We start from the raw sequence: 22,276 nt of genomic DNA on the forward strand, positions 1-22,276 counted from the left end.
TAATCTTATTATAATGAAACATTTAAAGTAAATGTATACTGAGAAGTGATTGGGAAAGCAACTCCTCCTGTATTACGAAACTCAGGATCTTGTCCGTGTAATCTTTTATCAGAATAAATCAACCATGGATTTACAGCTGATCCTTTTAAAGTGAAAGTGCTAAGTCCTAGTTTTCTTTTAAAATCTTTAGGGAACTCCCAACTAAGCGAAATATTTTTCAATCTCACAAAATCACCGTCAGCAACCCTTACATCAGAAAAATTATAGGTATTGTATGCAATTTGTAAATCGTTTTCTCCGTAATTTCTATTTAATATTCTATCAGCAATGACAGGAACATTTGTAACATTCTCGTCTCCAGGATTAATCCATCTATTAGTAAATTCTTTAGTAAAGACAGTTAAGTCGTTATATTCATTACTATAAACTGGATTTAAACGTACTTTATTTCCTCCTGATCCTACGATGAAAACATATAATGACCAGTTTTTATAAGTAAATGTATTTGCAAAACCAATAGATTTATTTGGCTCGATAGATCCTTCATACTTAAGATATTTCATAACATCGTTAGTATCCTGAAAGTTTGCTTTTGTAATATTATTTTCTGCTCCATCTTGCAAAATAAAAGTTGGCAATCCTTGATTATTCAATCCTGTAAATTGATAAGAATAGATTGAGTTTCTAGGATGTCCTACTGTATTTCCTCCATTAGAATCAACTAAATCAAATGCTGATGGTTTGTTTGCTAATTTTGTAATATTTTGATCGTAAACTGAAAAATTCAATGTTGTTGACCATTTAAAGCTGTCAGTTATAATATTTTGAGTAGTGAATCCAAGCTCAATACCTTTTGTTTCCATATCGGCATTATTACCTTGTTTAACAGATTGTCCGCCAACACCAGAAGTAATTACATAATCTATTAAGTCAAACGCTTTACGGCTGTAGATATCTGTTGTCAATTGTATTCTGTTATTGAACATCCCTAAATCTACTCCAATATTAGTTTCATATTGTTTTTCCCATGTCAAATCTTTGTTTTGTAAATCTTCGATACGGATTGCATTTTCTCTATCCGAAAGATTAAAACGGTCTGTGATAAAACTTTTATAGATTGCCAATGAGTTTGTAGCTGGGCCAGCTGTTGCTGTAAGTCCATAAGAAGCTCTTAATGCCAAAGTATTGATAGACTCAACATTTTTCATGAATTTTTCTTCAGCAACATTCCATTTTCCACTTACTGTGTAAGTTGGTAACCATCTTGACGATCCTGTATCACCTTGTCTGTTAGATCCATCGTAACGACCTGTTAACGAAGCTGTATAACGACGATCATAAGTATATCCAACTTTTCCAAAGAAACCAACAGTTCTCTCTCTTTCAGCACCAAAATCGTAGTATGAGTCTCCTCCATTTACAATTTTCTCAATTATTTTAGGATCAATAAATGAAGTTAATCCTTTGTCAAATTGAATACCAACAGCTGTAAAATTGTCATTGTTTCTATCTACAGATCTAAGCTCTGTACCAAAAAAACCTTCTACTTCATGTTTTTCATTAAATGTATTTCTGTAAGTAACACTATTTCTAATATTATAAGAAGTCATGTCGTTTGTGAATTTTCTTAAGAATCCTCCACTTGGTAAAACAGAAATTTTTGGAGCTGTTAAATCGTTTGGATCTTGATATAAAAACACGTTTTCTTTTTGTATTTGTGTATTTACATTATCTCCAACACCTGCATTGTATGCAGCAACTACGTTTGAATTTTCGTAAATTTTATGTTCTCTTGAAGTATTTGCATAACGAGCAGAACCTGTTAAATTATACGTCAAATGTTTATTGATTTTATAATCTAAATCAGCTTGAAAACGAATATCATTTACTTTTATATCCAATGTATTATTAGCCAATTCATTTACAATATTCATTGGTGCCCAGTTATTTTGGTAGTACTCATAATTACCATTATCATCATAAGGTCTTAAAGTTCTGCTTGTACTTAAAACATAGTTGAATGGATTGATATCAAAATCTCTGTTTACTTTACCAAAAACAACATCTTTTTGACTCTCATAAGATCCTGGTGCCTGCTGATCACGCACCGAACCCATTGTAGATAACGTAATATTTAATCTGTCGTTTATAAAAAAAGTTCCTTTTATGTTTGATGTCAATTGTTTTACATTGTCTGCAATAGTCCATCCTGGATCTGTATAATATCCTAATGAAGCATAGAAAGTATTATTTTTTCCACCGCCAGAAAAACTTAAAGAGTGGTTTTGAGTAATAGATGGTCTAAATAAAACACCAAACCAATCTGTATTTGCTAATTCGTATTTCTTTAAAAATTGGTTGATATTTGGCTGGTCGTTTTTAACTCCAAATTGACCATTTGAATCATTATAGCGATTAATCTCTTTTGCAAGAATATTATAAGCACCACCAAATCTACCTGTATATGAAGAACTTAAATCAAGATATCCTTTTTGTTTCATTTCTTGAAAAACACTCATTGACTCTTGAGAGTTTAAGATATCGTATTGTGTATAACTAGGTACAGTTCTTACCGTATTTTCGACAGAATAAGTTACTTTTAGCGGAGAATCTCTACGTCCTTGTTTAGTTGTAACAACTACAACTCCGTTTAACGATCTAGAACCATAGATTGAAGTTGCAGATGCATCTTTAAGAATCTCAATACTTTGAATATCGTTTGCATTTAAACCCGCAACAGATGAACTTAATAATGTTGATGAATTTCCTGAAGCCAAATCAGCAAATGAAACATTAATGATGTCTTCCTGTACAACACCATCAATTACCCATAATGGCTTTGTATCTCCAAAAATAGAAGATGATCCACGTACCGTAATTTTAGGAGTAGTACCAAAAGATCCTGTAACATTTTGTACGGTGACCCCTGCAGCTTTTCCTTCGATCATTCTGCTTACGTCAACAACACCATCAACTTTCAATTCAGCACCAGAAATTTTGCTGATCGCCCCTGTAAAGGTTCTTTTTGATGTCTTCTCGTAACCTGTAGTTACAACAACTTCTTTTAAGTTTTGTCCTAATTCACTAAGAACAATTGTTGGTGTAGTATTAGAGATACCTATTTCTCTAGTTTCCATACCAACGTAAGAAATAACAAGTTTATCTGAGTTTGAAGGCATCTCGATAGAGAAATTACCATCAAAATCTGTTAATACAGCAGTTTTTGTTCCTTTTACCAATACTGTTGCACCAGGAAGAGGGCTTCCGCTGGCATCAGTTACTTTTCCCTTGATAATTGGTCCTGCCGTTAATACTTCAAAAAGTGAATCATGATTATCTGCACTTGCAAACGGATCTTCACTTGTCGTTTTTTGCAAGATAATTTGATTACTTACTTCTGAAAATGCAATATTAAAAGGCACTAATATTCTACTAAGAATACTAGATAAAGTCTCTTGATTTGCCTCAATGCTAACCTTTCGGCTCAATTGAGGAAGTCTTGAATTATACGAAAATTTTACATGTGCAGACTTTTCGATTTTAGACAAAGCGCTATCAAGAGTCAAATTCTCAACTGTAATTGTAACTTTTGTATCTAATTTCTTTTGCCCATTTACATTATTTGCCATAGCAAAGCTTGAAAATACAAGTGCTAAGACAAACTGAAATAGTGTTATTTTCATGATTCTATAGAGTAATCGTTGTTTAACAACTGGTTTTTTCATAATTTTGATTTGTTTTGATTAATACTTATTCGAGTGTATTCTAAGAAACGAATGAATTACTCTTTACAGAGAGAAAATTCAATTTAATAAGTGTCGTGATGTTACAGCATCGCGGCACTTTTTTTTTACAACATTCTTTTTCACATAGGCAGTTTCATTTTTTTTGGTTGGTTTAGTTTTTGTTTTTTTGGTTTATATTTTTAGATATGAAATAAACTACAATTAATTCTCTAACTGAAAGTTTTTACATCGAAAAACTTACCATTAGTGACAAAACATTTAAATGCAATTACAGTTGCATTCAAAGATTAATTACAGCCTTGGGATGTTATAATTATCTGATTTCCGTTCATTTCAAAACTTGTACTATTACCGATGCTTTTACAAACAATTTTTAATTTTTCGGTTAAAGGCTGATCGCTCAATGAAGTGGTTAAATGACAATCTTTTAATTTATCTTTTGGATAATCAATATCTATTAAATAAGCTTGTTCGATCGTTTCAAAAATTTGAGAAACTGGAATATCGTTAAACTCGAAGCTTAACTGCTCGATATTACCAACACTTTTAGCAAGTACTACATCTTGAGTAATATCTGTTATTTTATTAAATTTCAAATCATTTCGTAAAAATCGCAAAGCTTGATTTGGCAGTAATACAATCTCTTGCTGATCTGACTTAGAAATCATATCGTTCGACTTTACCTTAACTTTACCGGTACGAACAAGAATTTCAACATCAGGCTGATCAGAATAAGCTTTAACTCTAAAACTAGTTCCCACAACTTTTGTGATAATCTCATTCGCATAAACGTAAAAAGGTTTAAGAGGATTTTTACTAATTTCAAAGAAACCTTCGCCGGATAAATACACCTTTCTTTCGTTTCCGGTAAAGATTTTAGGGTAACTTAATTTACTATTTGGCTGCAGCAAAACAGAACTGCCGTCAGATAATGTAATAATTTGCGGTTTATTAGAATTATTAGTCTGTTCTACCAAACCTTCATTATTATCATCGATAAGTTCTTTGTAAGTAACTATTTTGCTTTCGGATTTAAAATATTGATTGTAGCACCAAACCGACATCAAACATAAAAGAAAAGATGCCGCAATTCCTGAAAGAAGATATCTTCTAAAAAAAGTAGTTTTTGAATCTTGTTGTGCGTTTTGAGATTCTTTTTCACGAATCTTTATCCAAGTGTCTTGTAACGCTCTGTGAATATCAGATTTTGTAAGTTCACTTTCGGGAACCTTCATAGAAAGAAGCATTAACCTGGCATCTTCAACCAGTTTTGCTCTCTGTTGACTTTCTAAGGTCCATTCCTCCCATCCATCTTGATCTATTTTAAACAGAATCCAGGATTGAAATGATTCATCAGATAAAAAATCTTCTATTTCGGTATATGTGTTACGTTTTTGCATCTAAAAATAAGGTTACAAAAACATAGAGGACAGCTTTCTTATTATATACTCACTAAATTGTGATTTTTTTTTATTTTTTTTACTTTATTTAAAAAGTGCTTGAAAACAGTATTGTAATAATAGTTAAACTGCCTTTCCATTCTTTACGAAGAGTAAGTAAAGCACGGTGCAGCAAGTTATTTGCAGATTGGTAATTAATATCCAGCATTTCGGCAATTTGCTCAACACTAAGACCTTGATGATAACGCAGATAAAGAGCTTCTTTTTGTCTTGGAGGTAATTCGTTAAGCAATTTATTCAAATGAATCACTTTTTCTTTTGTAGCATAATCATCATCTAAAAGTTCAGTATCAACGGCAAATTCTAATAAAAATTCAACAGCATCTGTGCTTGCCGTTTTTCTAAAAATATGATCACGTTCGTACAATCGAGCAATTCTCTTTCTTACGCTTGATAACAAATAAGCTTTTACAACAACTGAGCCTTCCAATGAATTTCTATAAAGCCAAATATCTGTAAACACATCTTGCACACAATCCTGAACTTTTTCTGCATATGGAGAAAGCGAGTTCCCGTAACTCACCAAATCGCTGTAGTGTCTTTCAAACAGCAGTGAAAATGATTTTTCATCTCCTATTTTTAAATCATTCCAAAGTGTATTGTCATCAATAGAATTGACTGGTAAGATTCGGGTTTTCATAATTGATAATTATTATCTAAACAAGAAGACATTTTTTATTAATGCAAAGAACACATTATTTTAACATTAAATTTTTATTTTGTTCGCTAAATATATAAAAGCAAATATTTAAAACCAATTATTTTACAAAAACGAAGCGGTTTCTTAATACAGAAACTATCCTTAACTTAGACTGCATCAGCGTTCTTAAATAAATGTTAAAAAAATATTTATTCTTCCATAATAGCAAAAAATAAGATTTTTACTACTCTAAATAATCTCATATAAGCTCAATAAAAAAGCCTTACTAAAAAGTAAGGCTTTGCCAATTTACATTAAGAAATTGCTTTTAGAAAGCTACATTCCATCTTGGTAATTTTCCGTTTTCATCTAGAAAATTTTGTAAAACCTGCCCTTCAACAGCAGTTGGAATCGCTTTTACATCTGCATTAAAAGTTTCATACCAAACTACTTCCAAAACAGAGATATTTTCTAATTTCATTTGCGCCGGCCAAGAGTATTTTCTTCCAGTTTTTGCAAACTGATGTCCATTTACAATTTTATCGTATAATCCTCCGCTTTTGCTTTTAAGTGTTCCGTCGTTTTGCACAGTTCCTGTAGAACCTACCATGATTAATTCTTTTGAATCTCCGTCAATTTCATAAACTACAAAAATCCCAGCACTGCCTTCAGGAGCATTACAAACTTCTTCTAAACTATCATTTACAGTAAAAGTGAAACTATTACTTGATTTAAACTTTTCTAATTCTTTACTCATCGTTTTTTTATTTTTAAGCTTCTAATGTACTGAGGCACAAAGTTGCTAAATTTTTAATTTATATTCCAACATTTTAAAAATGTAAAAAAGTCTCAACAAAATATTGAGACTTTTTTGGAACTTGTTATTTTAAATAACTTGAAGATTATCCAAGTACTTCTTTTACTTTTTTACCAATTTCAGCTGGTGAATCAACAACATAAATACCGTTGTCTTTCATAATTTGTTTTTTAGCAGCAGCTGTATCATCAGAACCACCAACAATAGCACCTGCGTGACCCATTGTTCTACCAGCAGGAGCAGTTTCTCCAGCGATAAAACCAATAACTGGCTTACGGTTACCATCAGCTTTTACCCATCTTGCAGCATCAGCTTCTAATTGACCTCCAATTTCACCAATCATAATGATTACTTCAGTTTCAGGATCATTCATTAATAATTCAACAGCTTCTTTAGTTGTAGTTCCAATGATTGGATCTCCACCAATTCCGATAGCTGTAGTAATTCCTAAACCTTGTTTTACAACTTGGTCAGCAGCTTCGTAAGTTAAAGTTCCTGATTTAGAAACAATTCCAACTGTACCTTTTTTGAAAACGAAACCTGGCATGATACCAACTTTAGCTTCACCTGGAGTAATAACTCCTGGGCAGTTTGGTCCAATTAATCTAGAATTTCTTTCTTTAACATAATTATTTGCTTTAATCATATCTGCTACAGGAATTCCTTCTGTAATAGCAATAATTACTTTAATTCCAGCGTCAGCAGCTTCCATAATTGCATCTGCAGCAAAAGCAGGCGGTACAAAAATGATAGATGTATCAGCACCAGCTTGATCAACAGCGTCTTTTACTGTATTAAAAACTGGACGATCTAAATGGCTCGTTCCTCCTTTTCCCGGAGTAACACCACCAACAACATTAGTACCGTACTCAATCATTTGAGAAGCGTGGAAAGTTCCTTCGCTCCCTGTAAATCCTTGAACAATTATTTTGGAATCTTTATTAACTAAAACACTCATGATATATATTTTATGTAGTTTTTAAAATTGTGTTGCAAAAATAAGGTTTTGTAATGTATTTTGCCTCTTTTATTGTCAAAAAAATATTAAGAAAATTGACTCATCTGATAACCTCTATAAAGTTTGTCATCTTTTATCTGCCAAAATGCAGAAAAATGCGCCAACAGCATCTCTTCACGAGGATTCTCAATTGTTTTTACATAGTGAGAATAACGTACTGAAACTAGATCTTCCTCAGCAATAATGTGGCTGATTCGCACTTTCGAACGAACATACGCTCGACTTAGCTCATTGGCCATTTCCAGCATTGAGTCATGATTCATCTCAATATATCCTTTACTGCTATTCCATTCCAATATAACTTCAGGATGGAGATACGTTTTAAGAATTTCACTATCAATTAAGGCATCCGACTTATAAAATTTTTGAACAAACTCTTTTATAGACATATTACTTCAATTTAGTTAGAATTTCAGGAATCTTTTTGATATTGGCTAATTGTTTTAACTTTTCTCTTGATTCTTCAATTGGTGTTCCAAAGTAAGACTTACCTCCTTCTACCGATTTAGTAACACCTGTCTGCCCCATTACAACTGCTTTTGCTCCAATTGTAATTCCGCTTGTTGTTCCTACTTGTCCCCAAATAGTCACTTCATCTTCAATAATTACACAGCCGGCAATACCAGTTTGAGAAGCAATTAAACATTTTTTACCAATAACTGTGTCGTGCCCAACATGTACTTGGTTATCTAGTTTTGTTCCCTCTCCAATAGTTGTATCTCCGGTTACGCCCTTGTCAATTGTACAAAGTGCTCCTATTCCAACATTGTTTTCAATCACTACTCTGCCGCCAGAAATTAACTGATCGAATCCATCAGGGCGTTTTTTGTAATAAAAAGCATCTGCTCCTAGTATAGTTCCTGCATGAATCATAACATTATCTCCAATTACAGTATGATCGTAAATAGTAACGTTTGGATGTATTAAGCAGTTTTTACCAATAGTTACATTGTTTCCAATAAAACAGTTGGGCTGAATAACAGTTCCTTCTCCAATAGTCGCAGAAAGTGCTATCGATACAGTTGTTGCTTGAAAAGGTCTAAAATGTTTGGTTAAGGTATTGAAATCTCTGAAAGGATCATCAGAAATTAAAAGAGCTTTACCTTCTGGACATTCGACTTCTTTATTAATTAAAACAATAGTCGCAGCAGATTGTAAAGCTTTGTCATAATACTTCGGGTGGTCAACAAAAACAATATCTCCAGGTTCTACGACATGAATTTCGTTCATACCTAAAACAGGAAAGTTTTTATCACCAATAAATTTGCAGTTAAGCAAATTTGCAATTTCTTCTAAAGAGTGAACTTTTGGAAATTTCATATTTTATAATTAGAAAATTTGTCAATTAGAAAATGTGTCAATTAGAAAATGAGTCAAATAGAAAATGAATATTCAAAATTATGTTTATTCATAAATTATCTAATTGACTCATTGACAAATTATCTTAATTAATAATTTACTCTTTTACACGCTCCATGTAAGAACCTGAAGCTGTATCAATTTTAATTTTATCTCCTTCGTTGATAAACAACGGAACGTTTACTGACGCACCAGTTTCTACTGTAGCAGATTTAGTTGCATTTGTAGCCGTATTTCCTTTTACTCCCGGCTCAGCGTAAGTAACTTCAAGAATAACAGATCCCGGCATATCTACTGATAAAGGCAAATCTGTTTCAGTATTAATTTGAACCATCACATTTGTTCCTTCTTTCAATAATCCTGGAGCATCTAAAATGTTCTTGTTTAATGAAATCTGCTCAAAAGTTTCAGCATTCATGAAGTGAAATTCATCACCTTCAGCATATAAAAACTGAAAAGTATGTGTTTCAACACGAACATCTTCAATTTTATGTCCAGCAGAAAATGTATTATCTAATACTTTCCCTGTTGTTAAACTTTTTAATTTAGTTCTTACGAAAGCTGGACCTTTTCCAGGTTTTACGTGAAGAAATTCGATGATTTTATAGATATCGTGATTAAATTTAATACACAATCCGTTTCTAATATCTGATGTAGATGCCATTTGTTTTTGTTTTATTTAATTTTTCTTCAATCGCTTAATCGTTTATTTGTTTCGACTAAACGATTATACAAATAAACAATTAAATTTTATTTTTAATAGTTTCCTGAATAACCTTTCATAATTCCTCTTGATGAATTTCTAATAAAATCTAGAATTTCATCTCTCTCAGGAGTAGCTTCCATTTCAGCTTCAATAATACTTAAAGCTTGTGTTGTATTGTAATTTTTTTGATATAGAATTCTGTAAATTTCTTGAATTTCTCTGATCTTATCTGTACTGAAACCTCTTCTTCTTAAACCAACAGAGTTGATTCCAACATAAGATAATGGTTCTTTTGCCGCTTTTGTATAAGGCGGAACATCTTTTCTAACCAATGAACCACCAGAAATCATGGCATGATCTCCAATATGAATAAATTGATGAATAGCTGCTAAACCTCCAATTACAGCATGGTTACCCACTACTACGTGACCTGCCAATGCTACACCATTTACAATAATGGCATTGTTACCAATTTCGCAATCGTGCGCAATGTGCGCATAAGCCATAACTAAACAATTGTTACCTAGAATAGTTTGCCCAGAAGCAACTGTGCCTCTATTAATAGTAACACACTCTCTAATGGTACAATTATCTCCAATAATAGCAAGAGAATCTTCGCCGCCAAATTTTAAATCCTGCGGCACAGCTGAAATTACAGCACCAGGAAAAATATTGCAATTTTTACCAATACGGGCACCTTCCATGATGGTTACATTTGAACCAATCCAAGTACCATCACCAATAACAACATTATTGTGAATTGTTGTAAAAGGCTCAATTACAACGTTTTTAGCGATTTTAGCGCCAGGATGAACATATGCTAATGGTTGATTCATCTATGTTTTATATTTTAAATTAAAATAATCTAATTTGGGGCAGTAAACCTAAACAATAAAATTGATTATTTATTATTGTTTTCTTGCGATTTGTGCCATTAATTCTGCCTCGGTAACTAATTTTCCGTTTGCGTAAGCATTTGCCTGCATATGACAGATTCCTCTTCTGATAGGAGAAATAAGCTCACATTTGAAAATTAAGGTATCACCTGGCAATACTTTGTGTTTGAACTTAACATTGTCAATTTTCATGAAATATGTTAAATAGTTTTCAGGATCTGGAACTGTACTTAATACTAAAATCCCTCCTGTTTGTGCCATTGCTTCAACAATTAAAACACCCGGCATTACTGGAGCTTCAGGAAAGTGACCTACGAAGAAATTTTCATTCATAGTAACATTCTTCAAACCAACAACATGACGATCAGACATTTCAATAATTCTGTCGATTAACAAAAATGGAGGTCTGTGAGGAAGCATTGCCATAATTTTATGGATATCCATTAATGGCTCTTGGTTTAAATCATAAACTGGAACATGATTTCTTTGTTCGATTTTAATGATTTTTGCCAATTTTTTAGCAAACTGAGTATTCACATAGTGACCTGGTTTATTTGCAATGATTTTTCCTTGAATACGAACTCCAATAAGAGATAAATCACCAATAACATCAAGTAGTTTGTGTCTAGCTGCTTCGTTTGGATAATGCAAAGTCAAGTTATCTAAAACACCATTAGGTTTAACCGAAATTTCGTCTTTACCAAAAGCTTTCTTTAAATTAGCCATTGTAGTTTCAGAAATTTCTTTATCTACATATACAATTGCATTATTTAAATCTCCACCTTTAATTAATCCGTGCTCTAATAACGACTCTAATTCATGTAAAAAACTAAAAGTTCTTGAATTAGCAATTTCATTTTTAAAGTCAGCTATACTTTTAAGTGTCGCATTTTGTGTACCCAATACTTTCGTACCAAAATCTACCATTGTTGTTACTTGATAGTCATCACTTGGCATTACCAAAATTTCACTTCCAGTTGCTTCGTCAGTAAATGAGATAACTTCTTTTACAACATAAACATTACGGCTGGCATCTTGTTCTTCGATTCCAGCTTTTTCAATTGCTTCAACAAAATATATTGATGAACCATCCATGATAGGAAGTTCAGAGGCATTTAATTCAATAATAATATTGTCCAAATCGCAGCCAACTAATGCAGCTAAAACGTGTTCTGGAGTCTGTATCTTAACACCTAATTTTTCTAAGTTAGTACCTCTTTGTGTATTAACAACATAATTAGCATCAGCCTCAATGACTGGCTGACCTTGCAAATCAACTCTTACAAAAGTGAAACCGTTATTAATTGGAGCTGGTTTAAAAGTCATTGTAACTTCTTTTCCAGTGTGTAATCCAACTCCTGTTAGTGAAATTTCATTTTTGATGGTCTTCTGTTTAACCATTATTTCCATTTTTTGGGTTTATTATTTGTTTTTTTAATTCTTCCAGTTCGGCAACAATCTTAGGAAAATTTTTAAAATGAACATACGATTTATTAAAATCTGTATATCCAAGTGACGGTGTTCCTTGCAGAATTTCATCATCTTTAATGTTTCTCGCAACTCCAGACTGCGCTTGAAGTCTAACATTGTTTCCTATTATTAAGTGGCCTGCTATACCAACCTGTCCGCCAATCATACAGTTTTCGCCTATTTTTGTAGAACCTGCAACACCGCTCTGCGCAGCAATTACAGTATTTTTACCAATCTCTACATTATGAGCAATCTGAATTTGATTGTCTAATTTAACTCCTTGCCTAATAATTGTAGAACCAAGAGTTGCTCTGTCGATCGTAGTATTAGCACCAATGTCAACATTATCTTCAATAATAACATTACCTATTTGCGGTACCTTACTATAAACTCCCTCTTCATTTGGCACAAAACCAAAACCATCTGCACCTATTATAGTACCAGAATGAATTGTACAATTGTTTCCAATTACAGTCTCTGAATATATCTTTGCGCCTGCAAAAATACATACATTGTCACCAATAACTACGTTGTCACCAATAAAACTGTTTGGATAAATTTTTACATTATTACCTAAAACAACATTTTGTCCTATATAACTAAAGCTGCCCAAATATAGATTTTCACCATATTTAGTTCCTTCTGTCATAAAAGAGTTCGCTTCAATTCCGCTCTTATTCAATTTTACTTGGTTATAAAAATGTAAAAGTTTAGAGAAAGAAGCATAAGCATCTTCTACTTTTATTAAAGTTGTAGTAATTTCCTGCTCAGGTATAAAGCTGTCGTTAACAATTGTAACGCTTGCTTTTGTAGTATATATGTAATTGATATATTTGGGATTAGCCAAAAAAGTAAGCGATCCTTCCTCGCCCTCCTCTATCTTAGAAAGCCTAGAAACTTCTGCATTGGGATTCCCAACAACTTCTCCTTCTAAAATTCCCGCTATTTGTTCTGCTGTAAATTTCATCGCGACAAAAATATAAAAAATAGATTTTAAATGTTAATTTTAGATAAGTTGTTTTGGAAAACAGATGTAATATTTTGTCACCAATTTAGATAACGATTTCAAATTCAACTGATCAGAAGCTTCTACAACATCTTCAATTGTTTTGTCTTTTTTCAAAATTCGAATCGGTTCCGCTTCTTTACTGTAAGCCTGATTCTTAATTTTTCCTCTAAATATAAAGTAACCTGCTTCTAACTGTGAAATATGATGTTCTTCAGCAAATTCTTCTTTTAAAGATTGTGATTCTTCCATCGGAATTTTCTCTGCACTCAGCTTAATTTTCAATAAATCTCTATTTATAAGCATTTTACTTAAAGTAGAAAGAATAAAATCATCTTGTTTCTGCCAAGCTTTAAGCGCACTGATAATATCAAAATCATCTAATTGAGAAAACAGATCCAATTTCTCAGCATCAAAATCTTCAATTGTAATTTTGTTTTGCATGAAATACAAAAGCGGTTCACTGCAAGGCAGTTTAACTCCTTTTAAAGTCAATTCTTTTGCTCTTTTTAAAACTTTCATCAAAATCAACTCAGCCACCAAACTTGTTTTATGCAAGTAAGCCTGCCAATACATCAATCTTCTTGAAAGTAAAAATTTCTCTACTGAATAAATCCCTTTTTCTTCAATTACCAAAACACCGTCAACCACATTCATCATCTGAATTAAACGTTCAGAATTCACATTTCCTTCGGCAACACCAGTATAAAAACTGTCTCGTTTTAGATAATCCATTCGATCCATATCTAACTGACTTGAAATCAATTGAAGCATGAACTTTCGATGATAATCTCCTTTAAAAACTTGAATGGCTAAACTTAATTTTCCGTCAAATTCATCATTTAACTGATTCATGAATAATAAAGAAATCGCTTCGTGATTTACATCTTCCACAATACTTTTTTCCATCGCATGCGAAAATGGCCCGTGTCCAATGTCATGCAGTAAAATTGCAATATACAATGCACTTTCCTCTTCTCCAGAAATCGCAACACCTTTAAATCTAAGTGTATCTACAGCTTTCTGCATTAAATGCATACAGCCAAGAGCATGATGAAAACGGGTGTGATTTGCTCCCGGATAAACCAAATACGACATTCCCATTTGCGAAATACGACGCAAACGCTGAAAATACGGATGCTGAATTAAATCATAAATAAGTTCGTTCGGGATAGAAATAAACCCGTAAATAGGGTCGTTGAATATTTTAAGCTTGTTATAATGAGTCACTAGTTGGCTATTTTTTGGTCAACAAATATAAGTAATTAACTATAAACAGGTTTTAGTTTTTAATTTAAAATATCGACATTTAACATCAGTATTTTCTTAATCTTTAAGGAAAGACAAAAATTACAGTAGAATTAATTTATATTTAACATTCCTAATTTTATACTATTTTTAATACTTTTTAAGTTCTATACTTCTAAATTGCATTAAAATTAATCGTTTATGGACAAAATAAAAATACTTTGGGTCGATGATGAAATCGATCTTTTAAAGCCACATATATTATTCCTTGAAAAAAAGAATTATGCTGTAACAACCTGTAACAATGGTCTTGACGCAATTGCTTTATTTGAAGAAGACAATTTTGATATCGTTTTTTTAGATGAAAATATGCCTGGAATGAGCGGCTTGGAAACGCTTTCTGAAATGAAAGAGAAAAAATCAGCTATTCCTATGATTATGATCACCAAAAGTGAAGAAGAATACATAATGGAAGAAGCAATTGGATCTAAAATTGCCGATTATCTGATTAAGCCTGTAAATCCAAATCAGATTTTACTGAGTTTAAAGAAAAATCTAGACGATTCAAGATTGATTTCAGAGAAAACCACTTTAGATTATCAAAAAGAATTCAGAAAAATTTCGATGGAATTAGCAATGGTTAATTCTTACGAAGACTGGGTTGAGCTTTATAAAAAACTGCTTTTTTGGGAATTAAAACTAGAGAATATCAACGATCAAGCGATGATTGAAATTCTGGAATCTCAAAAAGTAGAAGCCAATTCACAATTCGGAAAATTCATTGAACGAAATTACGAAGATTGGTTCGCTCCAAAAGCTGACAAGCCTATTCAGTCTCACAATTTATTCAAAGAATTAGTCGTTCCAGAACTTAAAAAGAAAGACAAACCTATTTTATTTGTTGTAATCGACAACCTTCGATATGATCAATGGAAATCATTTGAAACTGTGATTTCTAACTATTACAAATTAGAAAAAGAAGTTCCATATTTTTCAATTCTGCCTACAGCAACACAATATGCAAGAAATGCTATTTTCTCTGGTTTAATGCCTTTAGATATGGAAAAACAATTTCCGCAATATTGGAAAAACGATGTCGAAGATGGCGGAAAAAACCTGTACGAAGCAGAATTTTTATCGGCGCAATTAAAACGTTTGGGTTTAAACATTAAAGAAGATTATTTTAAAATCACCAATTATGCCGGCGGTAAAAAACTAGCAGAAAACTTCAAGGCTTTAAAAACAAATGATTTAGTTACAGTAGTTTACAACTTTGTAGATATGTTGTCACACGCCAAAACAGAAATGGAAGTTGTAAAAGAGCTGGCATCAGATGATAAAGCGTATCGTTCCTTAACATTAAGCTGGTTCAAAAATTCTCCGTTATTAGAAATTATCCAACAAGCACAGCTTTTAGGCTTTAAACTAATTCTAACAACAGATCACGGAACCATAAATGTAAAAAACCCATCAAAAGTTGTGGGTGATAAAAATACAAGTCTAAATTTAAGGTATAAAACGGGTCGCAGCTTAACTTATGAACAAAAAGATGTTTACGTAGTAAAGGAGCCAAAAACAATTGGTTTACCTGCAATAAACATGAGCAGTTCGTTTATTTTTGCCAAAAATGATTTTTTTCTGGCTTACGTAAACAACTACAATCATTATGTGAGTTATTATAAAAACACCTATCAGCACGGCGGAATTTCCTTAGAAGAAATGATTATTCCGTTTTTGGTCTTTAACCCGAAATAAAAAAATATCGCCTCGAATTTCATGAATTTTTATTTTATATAAAAAAGTAAATTTTAATTCGTGAAAATTTGTGAAATTCGTGGCAAAAATAACATAACAATGAACATCGTTTTTTCTTTAGATCAAATTCAAGAAGCAGCAACACAAATTTTAGCTTCAAATCCTAAAAAAATCATTCTTTTTAATGGTGAAATGGGTGTTGGAAAAACTACTCTAATCAAGCAGTTATGTAAAAGTTTAGGCGTTAAAGATGCTACCAGCAGCCCAACTTTTTCATTGGTTAACGAATATTATACTTCTGACAATCAAATTGTTTATCATTTTGACTTTTACCGTTTAAATAAAGAAACTGAAGCACTAGATATGGGTGTTGATGATTATTTGTATTCAGGAAACTGGTGTTTTATAGAATGGTCTGAAAAAATTGCAAGTCTTCTTCCTGAAGATACTTCAACTATTACAATTGAGTTGTTGGCAGATGGAAAAAGAGAATTAAAATTGGTCTAAAAAACTTAAAAATACCTTTGAAGAATCTTTGCCGTAAATTTTTCTCTTAAAAATATGTAATGATTCGAACTTAAGAAGCACAAAAAAGAGAATGAAGAATACCGTAGAAATAATCCCTTTTTCACAAGATCTGAAAGAGCACATTAAAACTTTAAATATAGCTTGGCTAATCAAATATTTTAAAGTTGAAGAAAAAGACAAAATAACGCTTTCAAATCCTCAGGAAGAAATTATCGACAAAGGCGGAATGATTTTCTACGCAAAATACAACGACGAAATTATTGGAACAGTTTCTTTACTAAAAGTTGACGATTCAACATTTGAACTAAGCAAAATGGCTGTTTCTGATACCGCACAAGGATTAGGAATTGGTAATAAACTACTTGAACATTGTATCGATATTGCGAAAGAAAATGACATAAAAAAACTCTTTTTATACTCTAATACAACTTTACTTCCAGCAATTCATTTGTATAAAAAATTTGGTTTTGCAGAAATCCCTTTAGAAGCAGGGGTTTACAAAAGAGCCGACATTAAAATGGAGAAAATAATATCTTAACATTTGACTTTAGTATTAGCAGAATTTTTACACTAATTCTAAAACTTTTTACGTAATTTGTACTCTTAATTTTTTGTATAACTCATGTCAATTACCTTAACTCCATTTACAAAGCAACAATTAATTCCACAAGAAGAAAAACTTGAGGTTGGTCGTTTTAAAAGAGAACTTTTTATAGGAATTCCAAAAGAAACAAGCTATCAGGAAAGGCGTATCTGCCTGACTCCAGACGCAGTAAACTCTTTAACCTATGAAGGTCATCGTGTAATGATAGAATCTGGCGCAGGAGAAAGTTCAAGTTATACAGACAAAGAATATTCTGATGCTGGCGCAGAAATCACTAAAGATACTAAAAGAGTTTTCGGTTGTCCGCTTTTATTAAAAGTAGAACCGCCTACTTTAGCTGAAATTGAAATGATAAATCCAGAAACTATTATCATTTCGGCAATTCAATTAAAAACAAAAAAAGGTCTTATTTTGAAGCTTTAGCACAAAAAAAGATTACAGCATTAGCTTTTGAATATATTAAAGACGAAGACGGTACTTATCCTGCTGTAAAATCTTTAAGCGAGATTGCTGGAACCGCTTCAATACTCATCGCTGCCGAATTAATGATTACAACTGAATTTGGTAAAGGGCTGTTATTTGGAAACATTACCGGCGTTCCTCCAACCGAAGTAGTTATTTTAGGAGCAGGAACCGTTGGCGAATTTGCTGCAAAAACCGCAATAGGGCTAGGTGCAAATGTAAAAGTATTTGATAATTCTATCACTAAATTACGCCGACTGCAGAATAATTTAAGCCAGCGTATTTTTACATCTACCATTCAACAAAAGGCATTATTAAAAGCATTACGACGTTGTGATGTTGCGATTGGCGCCATGCGAGGCAAAGAACGCTGCCCGATTATTGTTACTGAAACTATGGTAGAACACATGAAAAAAGGCGCTGTTATTGTTGACGTAAGTATTGATACTGGCGGCTGCTTTGAAAGTTCTGAAGTAACAACGCATGAAAAACCAACTTTTATTAAAAACAATGTTTTGCATTATTGTGTGCCAAACATCCCTTCACGCTATTCAAAAACAGCTTCATTGTCAATAAGCAATATACTTTCACCGTACCTTCATCAAATTGCTGAAGACGGCGGATTAGAGAGCGCCATCAGATGTAACAAAGGGCTTAAAAACGGAATTTATTTATATCATGGAATTCTAACAAATAAAGCAATTGGCGACTGGTTTGATCTGCCAGACAACGATATTAATTTACTTGTATTTTAAAGGAACTTTAATGTACCTTTGCAAAAATTTTATTTCATGAAGTTCGTACACCGTTTTGCATATTATTTGATTGGTTTAGTAATGGGTTGTTTTGTTGTAGCCCTTATTTTTAGTGGTAAAGATACTCGTTGCAACTATTTCCCAAATGCCAGAGTTTTAAATGATTTAAGAACAAAACCTTTTCAATATTCTGATAAAGCCGTTCAGACTTTAAATGAAAAATGGGTTGATACTGCCGATGTAAAAAACACATTGACGTATGGCGATGTAGATTTTGACCAAAGTAATGTTCCGTTCAAAAACGGAAAAATATACATTATTGAAGGAAAAACAGCTAAAAATCAAGAGATTATTCTAAAAGTAGTAAACTACGAAAAGAAAGCGGTATTAGAAGAAATAACTAAAAAAGAAACTGAAAAATAAATCTTTTTAAAAGTGCTATTTTAAAACCATTCTATTTCTTTAATCCCTTTTGATTTTAGAAAAGCATTTGTTTGACTGAAATGCTTGTTCCCAAACCATTTTCCTTGATTGGCACTCATAGGAGACGGATGGCCTGATTCTAAAATATAATGTTTAGAGCGATCTATTTTTAATCCTTTTTTCTGCGCAAAACTTCCCCATAACAGAAAAACAACATTTTCTTTTTGGTCAGAAACAGCCTGAATTACAGCATCTGTAAAGAGATGCCATTTTAAATGTTTGTGACTATTTGGACTATCTTTACGAACAGTCAGTGAAGCATTTAAAAGTAAGATTCCCTGCTTTGCCCATTTTTCAAGATTTCCTGATGACGGCATAAAAATCGAATCCAGGTCAGTATTTATTTCTCTGAAAATATTACGAAGTGACGGTGGAATTTTGACTGTATCATTTACTGAAAAACTCAAACCATTGGCTTCTCCTTCTCCATGATAAGGATCTTGACCAATGATTACGATTTTCAAATCGGCAAAACTGCAATTATTAAAAGCTGAAAAAATCAACTCAGCCGGAGGATAACAAGTATGCGTTTTATACTCAACATCTAAAGCCTCCATTAATGTAGAAAAATAAGGTTTTTGAATCTCGTCTTTTAAAACACCCTGCCAATCTTGAGATAAATTAATTTTCATTCCAATAAATTATAAGTTAAAATCAAAAATAGTATAAAATAAAAAGTGCGATATATTAATTTCCAGCCAATTCTCCTCTTTGCACCATGCAGAAGATATAGAAGCAGAAAAACTAAAACCGTCTCCTTCAATAAAGGAACTTTTTGACATTTTAACAACTGCTTCCTTTATTAACTCTTCGTCGAAACCAGCAACATCTACTTTTATTACATATGGATCTGTATTAATCTCATTCTTAAAATCTATATCTGAACCATTTACAAAAACTTTCGCCTTTTTATATTCTAATTTTCCATTCAAGATATTATTTCTAATAATTCCAAAAACTAAATTATCATCATAATCAACTAATTTCTTTTTCATCAATTAAAATTTTATCACAAATTACGCAAAGTTTTTTTCAAACTACTAATCAATAGTACTATTTAGTTTTTAAAACTTTGTAACTTTGAAACCTTACAATTTACGATATATAATGATATCTATTACTGAAAAAACATTACAAGATTTACAATTTCCAACAGTGCTCGAAACTATTTCGGCTGGCTGTAACACAGATATTGGAAAAGAAAAAGCTTTACAAATAACACCTTTTAGAGATAAAGAAACATTGATGCAGGCTTTAATGCAAACTTCAGAATACGTTTCTTCTTTTCAAAATAATAACGCATTGCCAAATCACGGATTTGATGCAATAACGCACGAAATTAAATTTCTGGCAATCGAAGACAGTTTTCTAGAAGTAGGAAGTTTTAGAAAAATTGCCACACTTTCGTCAACAACAAATACCTTGCTTACTTTTCTAAAAAAGTTTGATGATTATTATCCCAATATAAATGCAAGAGCTTCAAGAGTTGAATATACAAAAGACATTGTTTCTTTAATTGATGCAATTGTAGACAAATACGGGGAAATAAAAGACAATGCCTCTCCTGCTCTTTTGAGTATTCGTCAGAGCATGAATTTAGTCCGCGGAAAAGTGAACCAAAGTTTTGGTGTTGCTTTAACTCAGTACAACAGCTTAGGATATTTGGACGATATTAAAGAAAGTTTTGTTCAAAATCGACGCGTTTTGGCTGTTCTTGCTATGTATCGTCGTAAAGTAAAAGGTTCTATTTTAGGAAGTTCTAAAACAGGAAGTATTGCTTACATCGAACCAGAAGCGACTTTAAAATACTCGCGTGAATTAAGTAATTTAGAATACGAAGAAAAAGAAGAAATCACTCGAATTTTAAAACAGTTATCAAATTCAATTCGTCCGTTTTTACCGCTTTTAATTGAATATCAAGAATTCCTGAGTGATATTGATGTTGTTGCCGGAAAAGCAAAATACGCTAACCGAATTAATGCCATTTTACCAACGATTACAGAAGAAAGAAGATTGTTTTTTAGAGAAGCTTATCACCCAATTTTATATCTCAATAACAAACAAAAAAACGAGGTTACGCATCCGCAGACTATTGAACTAAAACAAGAAAATAGAATTATTGTAATTTCTGGTCCAAATGCCGGAGGTAAAACTATTTCCTTAAAAACAGTAGGTTTACTACAATTGATGCTGCAATCTGGAATGTTGATTCCTGTGCATGAGCGAAGCGAAACCTTTTTGTTTGATCGAATTTTAACAGATATTGGAGACAATCAATCGATCGAAAATCATCTAAGTACATACAGCTACAGATTAAAAAACATGAATTATTTCTTGAAGAAGTGCAACAAGAAAACCATGTTTTTAATTGATGAATTTGGTACAGGTTCTGATCCCGAATTAGGAGGCGCTTTAGCCGAAATTTTCTTAGAGGAATTTTACCATCGTGAAGCATTCGGAATTATCACAACACATTATTCTAATTTGAAAATTTTGGCAAACGAATTGCCATTTGCTACAAATGCAAATATGATGTTTGATGAAAAATCGCTTGAACCAATGTATAAACTGGCTTTAGGGCAAGCAGGAAGTTCGTTTACATTTGAGGTCGCTCAGAAAAACGGAATCCCATTTGGGCTGATTAACCGTGCAAAGAAGAAAATCGAAGTTGGAAAAGTTCGCTTTGACAAAACCATTGCAACACTTCAAAAAGAAAGATCGAAGCTTGAGAAAACTTCTTTAAATTTAAAAGAAGAAGAAACTCGAGCACGTGAGGAAAGCAAAAAGATGGAAAACATCAATGTAAAAATCAAACAAAAACTAGAAAGCTATCAGGAATTATACGACAGCAATCAGAAAACAATTTACATTGGTCAAAAAATAGAAGATATTGCGGAGAAGTACTTTAACAATAAAAACAAGAAAGAACTTATTGGTGAGTTTTTAAAAATTGTTGAAATCGAAAACTCTAAACGTAAAAAAGCAACTCCAAAAGAAAGTAAAGCAATTATTGAAAAGAAAAAAGAAGTAATTGCAGAAGTTTCTGTGAAAGTCGAAGAGATTAGAAAAGAGAAAAAGGAAAAGAAACTCAAACCCGTTATCGAAAAACCAAAACCTATTTTAAAAGTTGGCGACAGAGTTAGAATGCTCGACGGAAGATCTGTGGGAAGCATAGATTCTATCGAAAAAAATAAAGCAACCGTAAACTACGGAATCTTTACCTCAAAAGTAAGTTTAGACGAATTAGAGCTTGTTGAGGCTGTTAAGAAATAGTTGATGGTTTGTAGCGATGGCTGTTTATTAATACTTGATTCTTGATCTTC

19 protein-coding genes and 1 pseudogene are annotated in these 22,276 nt (G+C 32.3%); 6 read left to right on the forward strand and 14 right to left on the reverse strand.

What is annotated here, in order from left to right:
- Positions 1 to 8: 8 nt before the first annotated feature.
- From BOW57_RS09100 to BOW57_RS09155, 12 genes are all read right to left on the reverse strand, one after another.
- A complete protein-coding gene (locus BOW57_RS09100) occupies positions 9 to 3,725 on the reverse strand; it encodes a SusC/RagA family TonB-linked outer membrane protein (RefSeq protein WP_129053859.1) in 3,717 nt (1,238 codons plus the stop codon).
- Positions 3,726 to 4,033: 308 nt separating this feature from the next.
- Complete coding sequence (locus BOW57_RS09105; protein WP_089055480.1) at positions 4,034 to 5,146, reverse strand: FecR family protein; 1,113 nt, start codon at positions 5,144 to 5,146, stop codon at positions 4,034 to 4,036.
- 88 nt (positions 5,147 to 5,234) lie between these two features.
- The gene (locus BOW57_RS09110; RefSeq protein ID WP_129053860.1) at positions 5,235 to 5,846 is read right to left on the reverse strand and encodes an RNA polymerase sigma factor; all 612 of its coding nucleotides are present in this window, start codon (positions 5,844 to 5,846) and stop codon (positions 5,235 to 5,237) included.
- 328 nt (positions 5,847 to 6,174) lie between these two features.
- Positions 6,175 to 6,603 carry a hypothetical protein gene (locus tag BOW57_RS09115; RefSeq protein WP_129053861.1) on the reverse strand — a complete coding sequence of 143 codons (429 nt, stop codon included), beginning with the start codon at positions 6,601 to 6,603 and terminating at the stop codon, positions 6,175 to 6,177.
- Between the two features lie 145 nt (positions 6,604 to 6,748).
- A complete protein-coding gene (gene sucD / locus BOW57_RS09120; protein WP_089055483.1) occupies positions 6,749 to 7,621 on the reverse strand; it encodes a succinate--CoA ligase subunit alpha in 873 nt (290 codons plus the stop codon).
- Positions 7,622 to 7,707: 86 nt separating this feature from the next.
- A complete protein-coding gene (locus BOW57_RS09125; protein WP_089055484.1) occupies positions 7,708 to 8,070 on the reverse strand; it encodes a nuclear transport factor 2 family protein in 363 nt (120 codons plus the stop codon).
- Between the two features lies 1 nt (position 8,071).
- The gene (locus BOW57_RS09130) at positions 8,072 to 9,001 is read right to left on the reverse strand and encodes a UDP-3-O-(3-hydroxymyristoyl)glucosamine N-acyltransferase (RefSeq protein WP_129053862.1); all 930 of its coding nucleotides are present in this window, start codon (positions 8,999 to 9,001) and stop codon (positions 8,072 to 8,074) included.
- A gap of 136 nt (positions 9,002 to 9,137) precedes the next feature.
- On the reverse strand, positions 9,138 to 9,704 hold the full coding sequence (efp, locus tag BOW57_RS09135; protein ID WP_089055486.1) for an elongation factor P: 567 nt from the start codon (positions 9,702 to 9,704) through the stop codon (positions 9,138 to 9,140).
- A gap of 92 nt (positions 9,705 to 9,796) precedes the next feature.
- Positions 9,797 to 10,582 carry an acyl-ACP--UDP-N-acetylglucosamine O-acyltransferase gene (lpxA, locus tag BOW57_RS09140; protein WP_089055487.1) on the reverse strand — a complete coding sequence of 262 codons (786 nt, stop codon included), beginning with the start codon at positions 10,580 to 10,582 and terminating at the stop codon, positions 9,797 to 9,799.
- Between the two features lie 72 nt (positions 10,583 to 10,654).
- The gene (locus BOW57_RS09145; RefSeq protein ID WP_089055598.1) at positions 10,655 to 12,043 is read right to left on the reverse strand and encodes a bifunctional UDP-3-O-[3-hydroxymyristoyl] N-acetylglucosamine deacetylase/3-hydroxyacyl-ACP dehydratase; all 1,389 of its coding nucleotides are present in this window, start codon (positions 12,041 to 12,043) and stop codon (positions 10,655 to 10,657) included.
- On the reverse strand, positions 12,036 to 13,079 hold the full coding sequence (gene lpxD / locus BOW57_RS09150; protein WP_089056769.1) for a UDP-3-O-(3-hydroxymyristoyl)glucosamine N-acyltransferase: 1,044 nt from the start codon (positions 13,077 to 13,079) through the stop codon (positions 12,036 to 12,038). Before lpxD ends, BOW57_RS09145 begins: the two co-directional genes overlap by 8 nt.
- Positions 13,080 to 13,118: 39 nt before the next feature.
- Positions 13,119 to 14,348 (reverse strand): HD domain-containing protein, encoded by a 1,230-nt coding sequence (locus tag BOW57_RS09155; protein WP_089055489.1) that lies wholly within the window; start codon positions 14,346 to 14,348, stop codon positions 13,119 to 13,121.
- A 219-nt stretch (positions 14,349 to 14,567) separates the two neighbouring features.
- Between BOW57_RS09155 and BOW57_RS09160 the strand changes: the two genes are divergently transcribed.
- The 5 genes and pseudogenes from BOW57_RS09160 to BOW57_RS09180 all read left to right on the forward strand — a co-directional run bounded on the left by BOW57_RS09160 (position 14,568) and on the right by BOW57_RS09180 (position 18,893).
- On the forward strand, positions 14,568 to 16,121 hold the full coding sequence (locus tag BOW57_RS09160; RefSeq protein ID WP_129053863.1) for a bifunctional response regulator/alkaline phosphatase family protein: 1,554 nt from the start codon (positions 14,568 to 14,570) through the stop codon (positions 16,119 to 16,121).
- A 99-nt stretch (positions 16,122 to 16,220) separates the two neighbouring features.
- Complete coding sequence (gene tsaE, locus BOW57_RS09165; protein ID WP_129053864.1) at positions 16,221 to 16,628, forward strand: tRNA (adenosine(37)-N6)-threonylcarbamoyltransferase complex ATPase subunit type 1 TsaE; 408 nt, start codon at positions 16,221 to 16,223, stop codon at positions 16,626 to 16,628.
- Positions 16,629 to 16,719: 91 nt separating this feature from the next.
- Positions 16,720 to 17,187, forward strand: a complete 468-nt coding sequence (locus BOW57_RS09170; RefSeq protein WP_129053865.1) for a GNAT family N-acetyltransferase — start codon at positions 16,720 to 16,722, stop codon at positions 17,185 to 17,187.
- A gap of 84 nt (positions 17,188 to 17,271) precedes the next feature.
- Positions 17,272 to 18,470: pseudogene (locus tag BOW57_RS09175) on the forward strand (alanine dehydrogenase).
- Positions 18,471 to 18,506: 36 nt separating this feature from the next.
- On the forward strand, positions 18,507 to 18,893 hold the full coding sequence (locus BOW57_RS09180; protein WP_129053866.1) for a DUF4258 domain-containing protein: 387 nt from the start codon (positions 18,507 to 18,509) through the stop codon (positions 18,891 to 18,893).
- Between the two features lie 20 nt (positions 18,894 to 18,913).
- Here BOW57_RS09180 and BOW57_RS09185 read toward each other — a convergent pair whose 3' ends face one another.
- On the reverse strand, positions 18,914 to 19,585 hold the full coding sequence (locus BOW57_RS09185; RefSeq protein WP_129053867.1) for a uracil-DNA glycosylase: 672 nt from the start codon (positions 19,583 to 19,585) through the stop codon (positions 18,914 to 18,916).
- A gap of 9 nt (positions 19,586 to 19,594) precedes the next feature.
- Positions 19,595 to 19,948 (reverse strand): hypothetical protein, encoded by a 354-nt coding sequence (locus BOW57_RS09190; RefSeq protein ID WP_129053868.1) that lies wholly within the window; start codon positions 19,946 to 19,948, stop codon positions 19,595 to 19,597.
- A 112-nt stretch (positions 19,949 to 20,060) separates the two neighbouring features.
- Here BOW57_RS09190 and BOW57_RS09195 point away from each other — a divergent pair, with 112 nt between their 5' ends.
- Positions 20,061 to 22,226, forward strand: a complete 2,166-nt coding sequence (locus tag BOW57_RS09195; RefSeq protein ID WP_129053869.1) for a DNA mismatch repair protein MutS — start codon at positions 20,061 to 20,063, stop codon at positions 22,224 to 22,226.
- Positions 22,227 to 22,276 lie beyond the last annotated feature (50 nt).

Source organism: Flavobacterium sp. YO64 (genome assembly GCF_004119505.1).
Taxonomy (GTDB): Bacteria; Bacteroidota; Bacteroidia; order Flavobacteriales; family Flavobacteriaceae; genus Flavobacterium; species Flavobacterium oncorhynchi.

Coding starts and splice junctions, on each gene's coding strand:
- BOW57_RS09100 (WP_129053859.1), bottom strand. CDS start 3,725: ATGAAAAAACCAGTTGTTAAACAACGATTACTCTATAGAATCATGAAA.
- BOW57_RS09105 (WP_089055480.1), bottom strand. CDS start 5,146: ATGCAAAAACGTAACACATATACCGAAATAGAAGATTTTTTATCTGAT.
- BOW57_RS09110 (WP_129053860.1), bottom strand. CDS start 5,846: ATGAAAACCCGAATCTTACCAGTCAATTCTATTGATGACAATACACTT.
- BOW57_RS09115 (WP_129053861.1), bottom strand. CDS start 6,603: ATGAGTAAAGAATTAGAAAAGTTTAAATCAAGTAATAGTTTCACTTTT.
- sucD (WP_089055483.1), bottom strand. CDS start 7,621: ATGAGTGTTTTAGTTAATAAAGATTCCAAAATAATTGTTCAAGGATTT.
- BOW57_RS09125 (WP_089055484.1), bottom strand. CDS start 8,070: ATGTCTATAAAAGAGTTTGTTCAAAAATTTTATAAGTCGGATGCCTTA.
- BOW57_RS09130 (WP_129053862.1), bottom strand. CDS start 9,001: ATGAAATTTCCAAAAGTTCACTCTTTAGAAGAAATTGCAAATTTGCTT.
- efp (WP_089055486.1), bottom strand. CDS start 9,704: ATGGCATCTACATCAGATATTAGAAACGGATTGTGTATTAAATTTAAT.
- lpxA (WP_089055487.1), bottom strand. CDS start 10,582: ATGAATCAACCATTAGCATATGTTCATCCTGGCGCTAAAATCGCTAAA.
- BOW57_RS09145 (WP_089055598.1), bottom strand. CDS start 12,043: ATGGTTAAACAGAAGACCATCAAAAATGAAATTTCACTAACAGGAGTT.
- lpxD (WP_089056769.1), bottom strand. CDS start 13,079: ATGAAATTTACAGCAGAACAAATAGCGGGAATTTTAGAAGGAGAAGTT.
- BOW57_RS09160 (WP_129053863.1), top strand. CDS start 14,568: ATGGACAAAATAAAAATACTTTGGGTCGATGATGAAATCGATCTTTTA.
- tsaE (WP_129053864.1), top strand. CDS start 16,221: ATGAACATCGTTTTTTCTTTAGATCAAATTCAAGAAGCAGCAACACAA.
- BOW57_RS09170 (WP_129053865.1), top strand. CDS start 16,720: ATGAAGAATACCGTAGAAATAATCCCTTTTTCACAAGATCTGAAAGAG.
- BOW57_RS09180 (WP_129053866.1), top strand. CDS start 18,507: ATGAAGTTCGTACACCGTTTTGCATATTATTTGATTGGTTTAGTAATG.
- BOW57_RS09185 (WP_129053867.1), bottom strand. CDS start 19,585: ATGAAAATTAATTTATCTCAAGATTGGCAGGGTGTTTTAAAAGACGAG.
- BOW57_RS09190 (WP_129053868.1), bottom strand. CDS start 19,948: ATGAAAAAGAAATTAGTTGATTATGATGATAATTTAGTTTTTGGAATT.
- BOW57_RS09195 (WP_129053869.1), top strand. CDS start 20,061: ATGATATCTATTACTGAAAAAACATTACAAGATTTACAATTTCCAACA.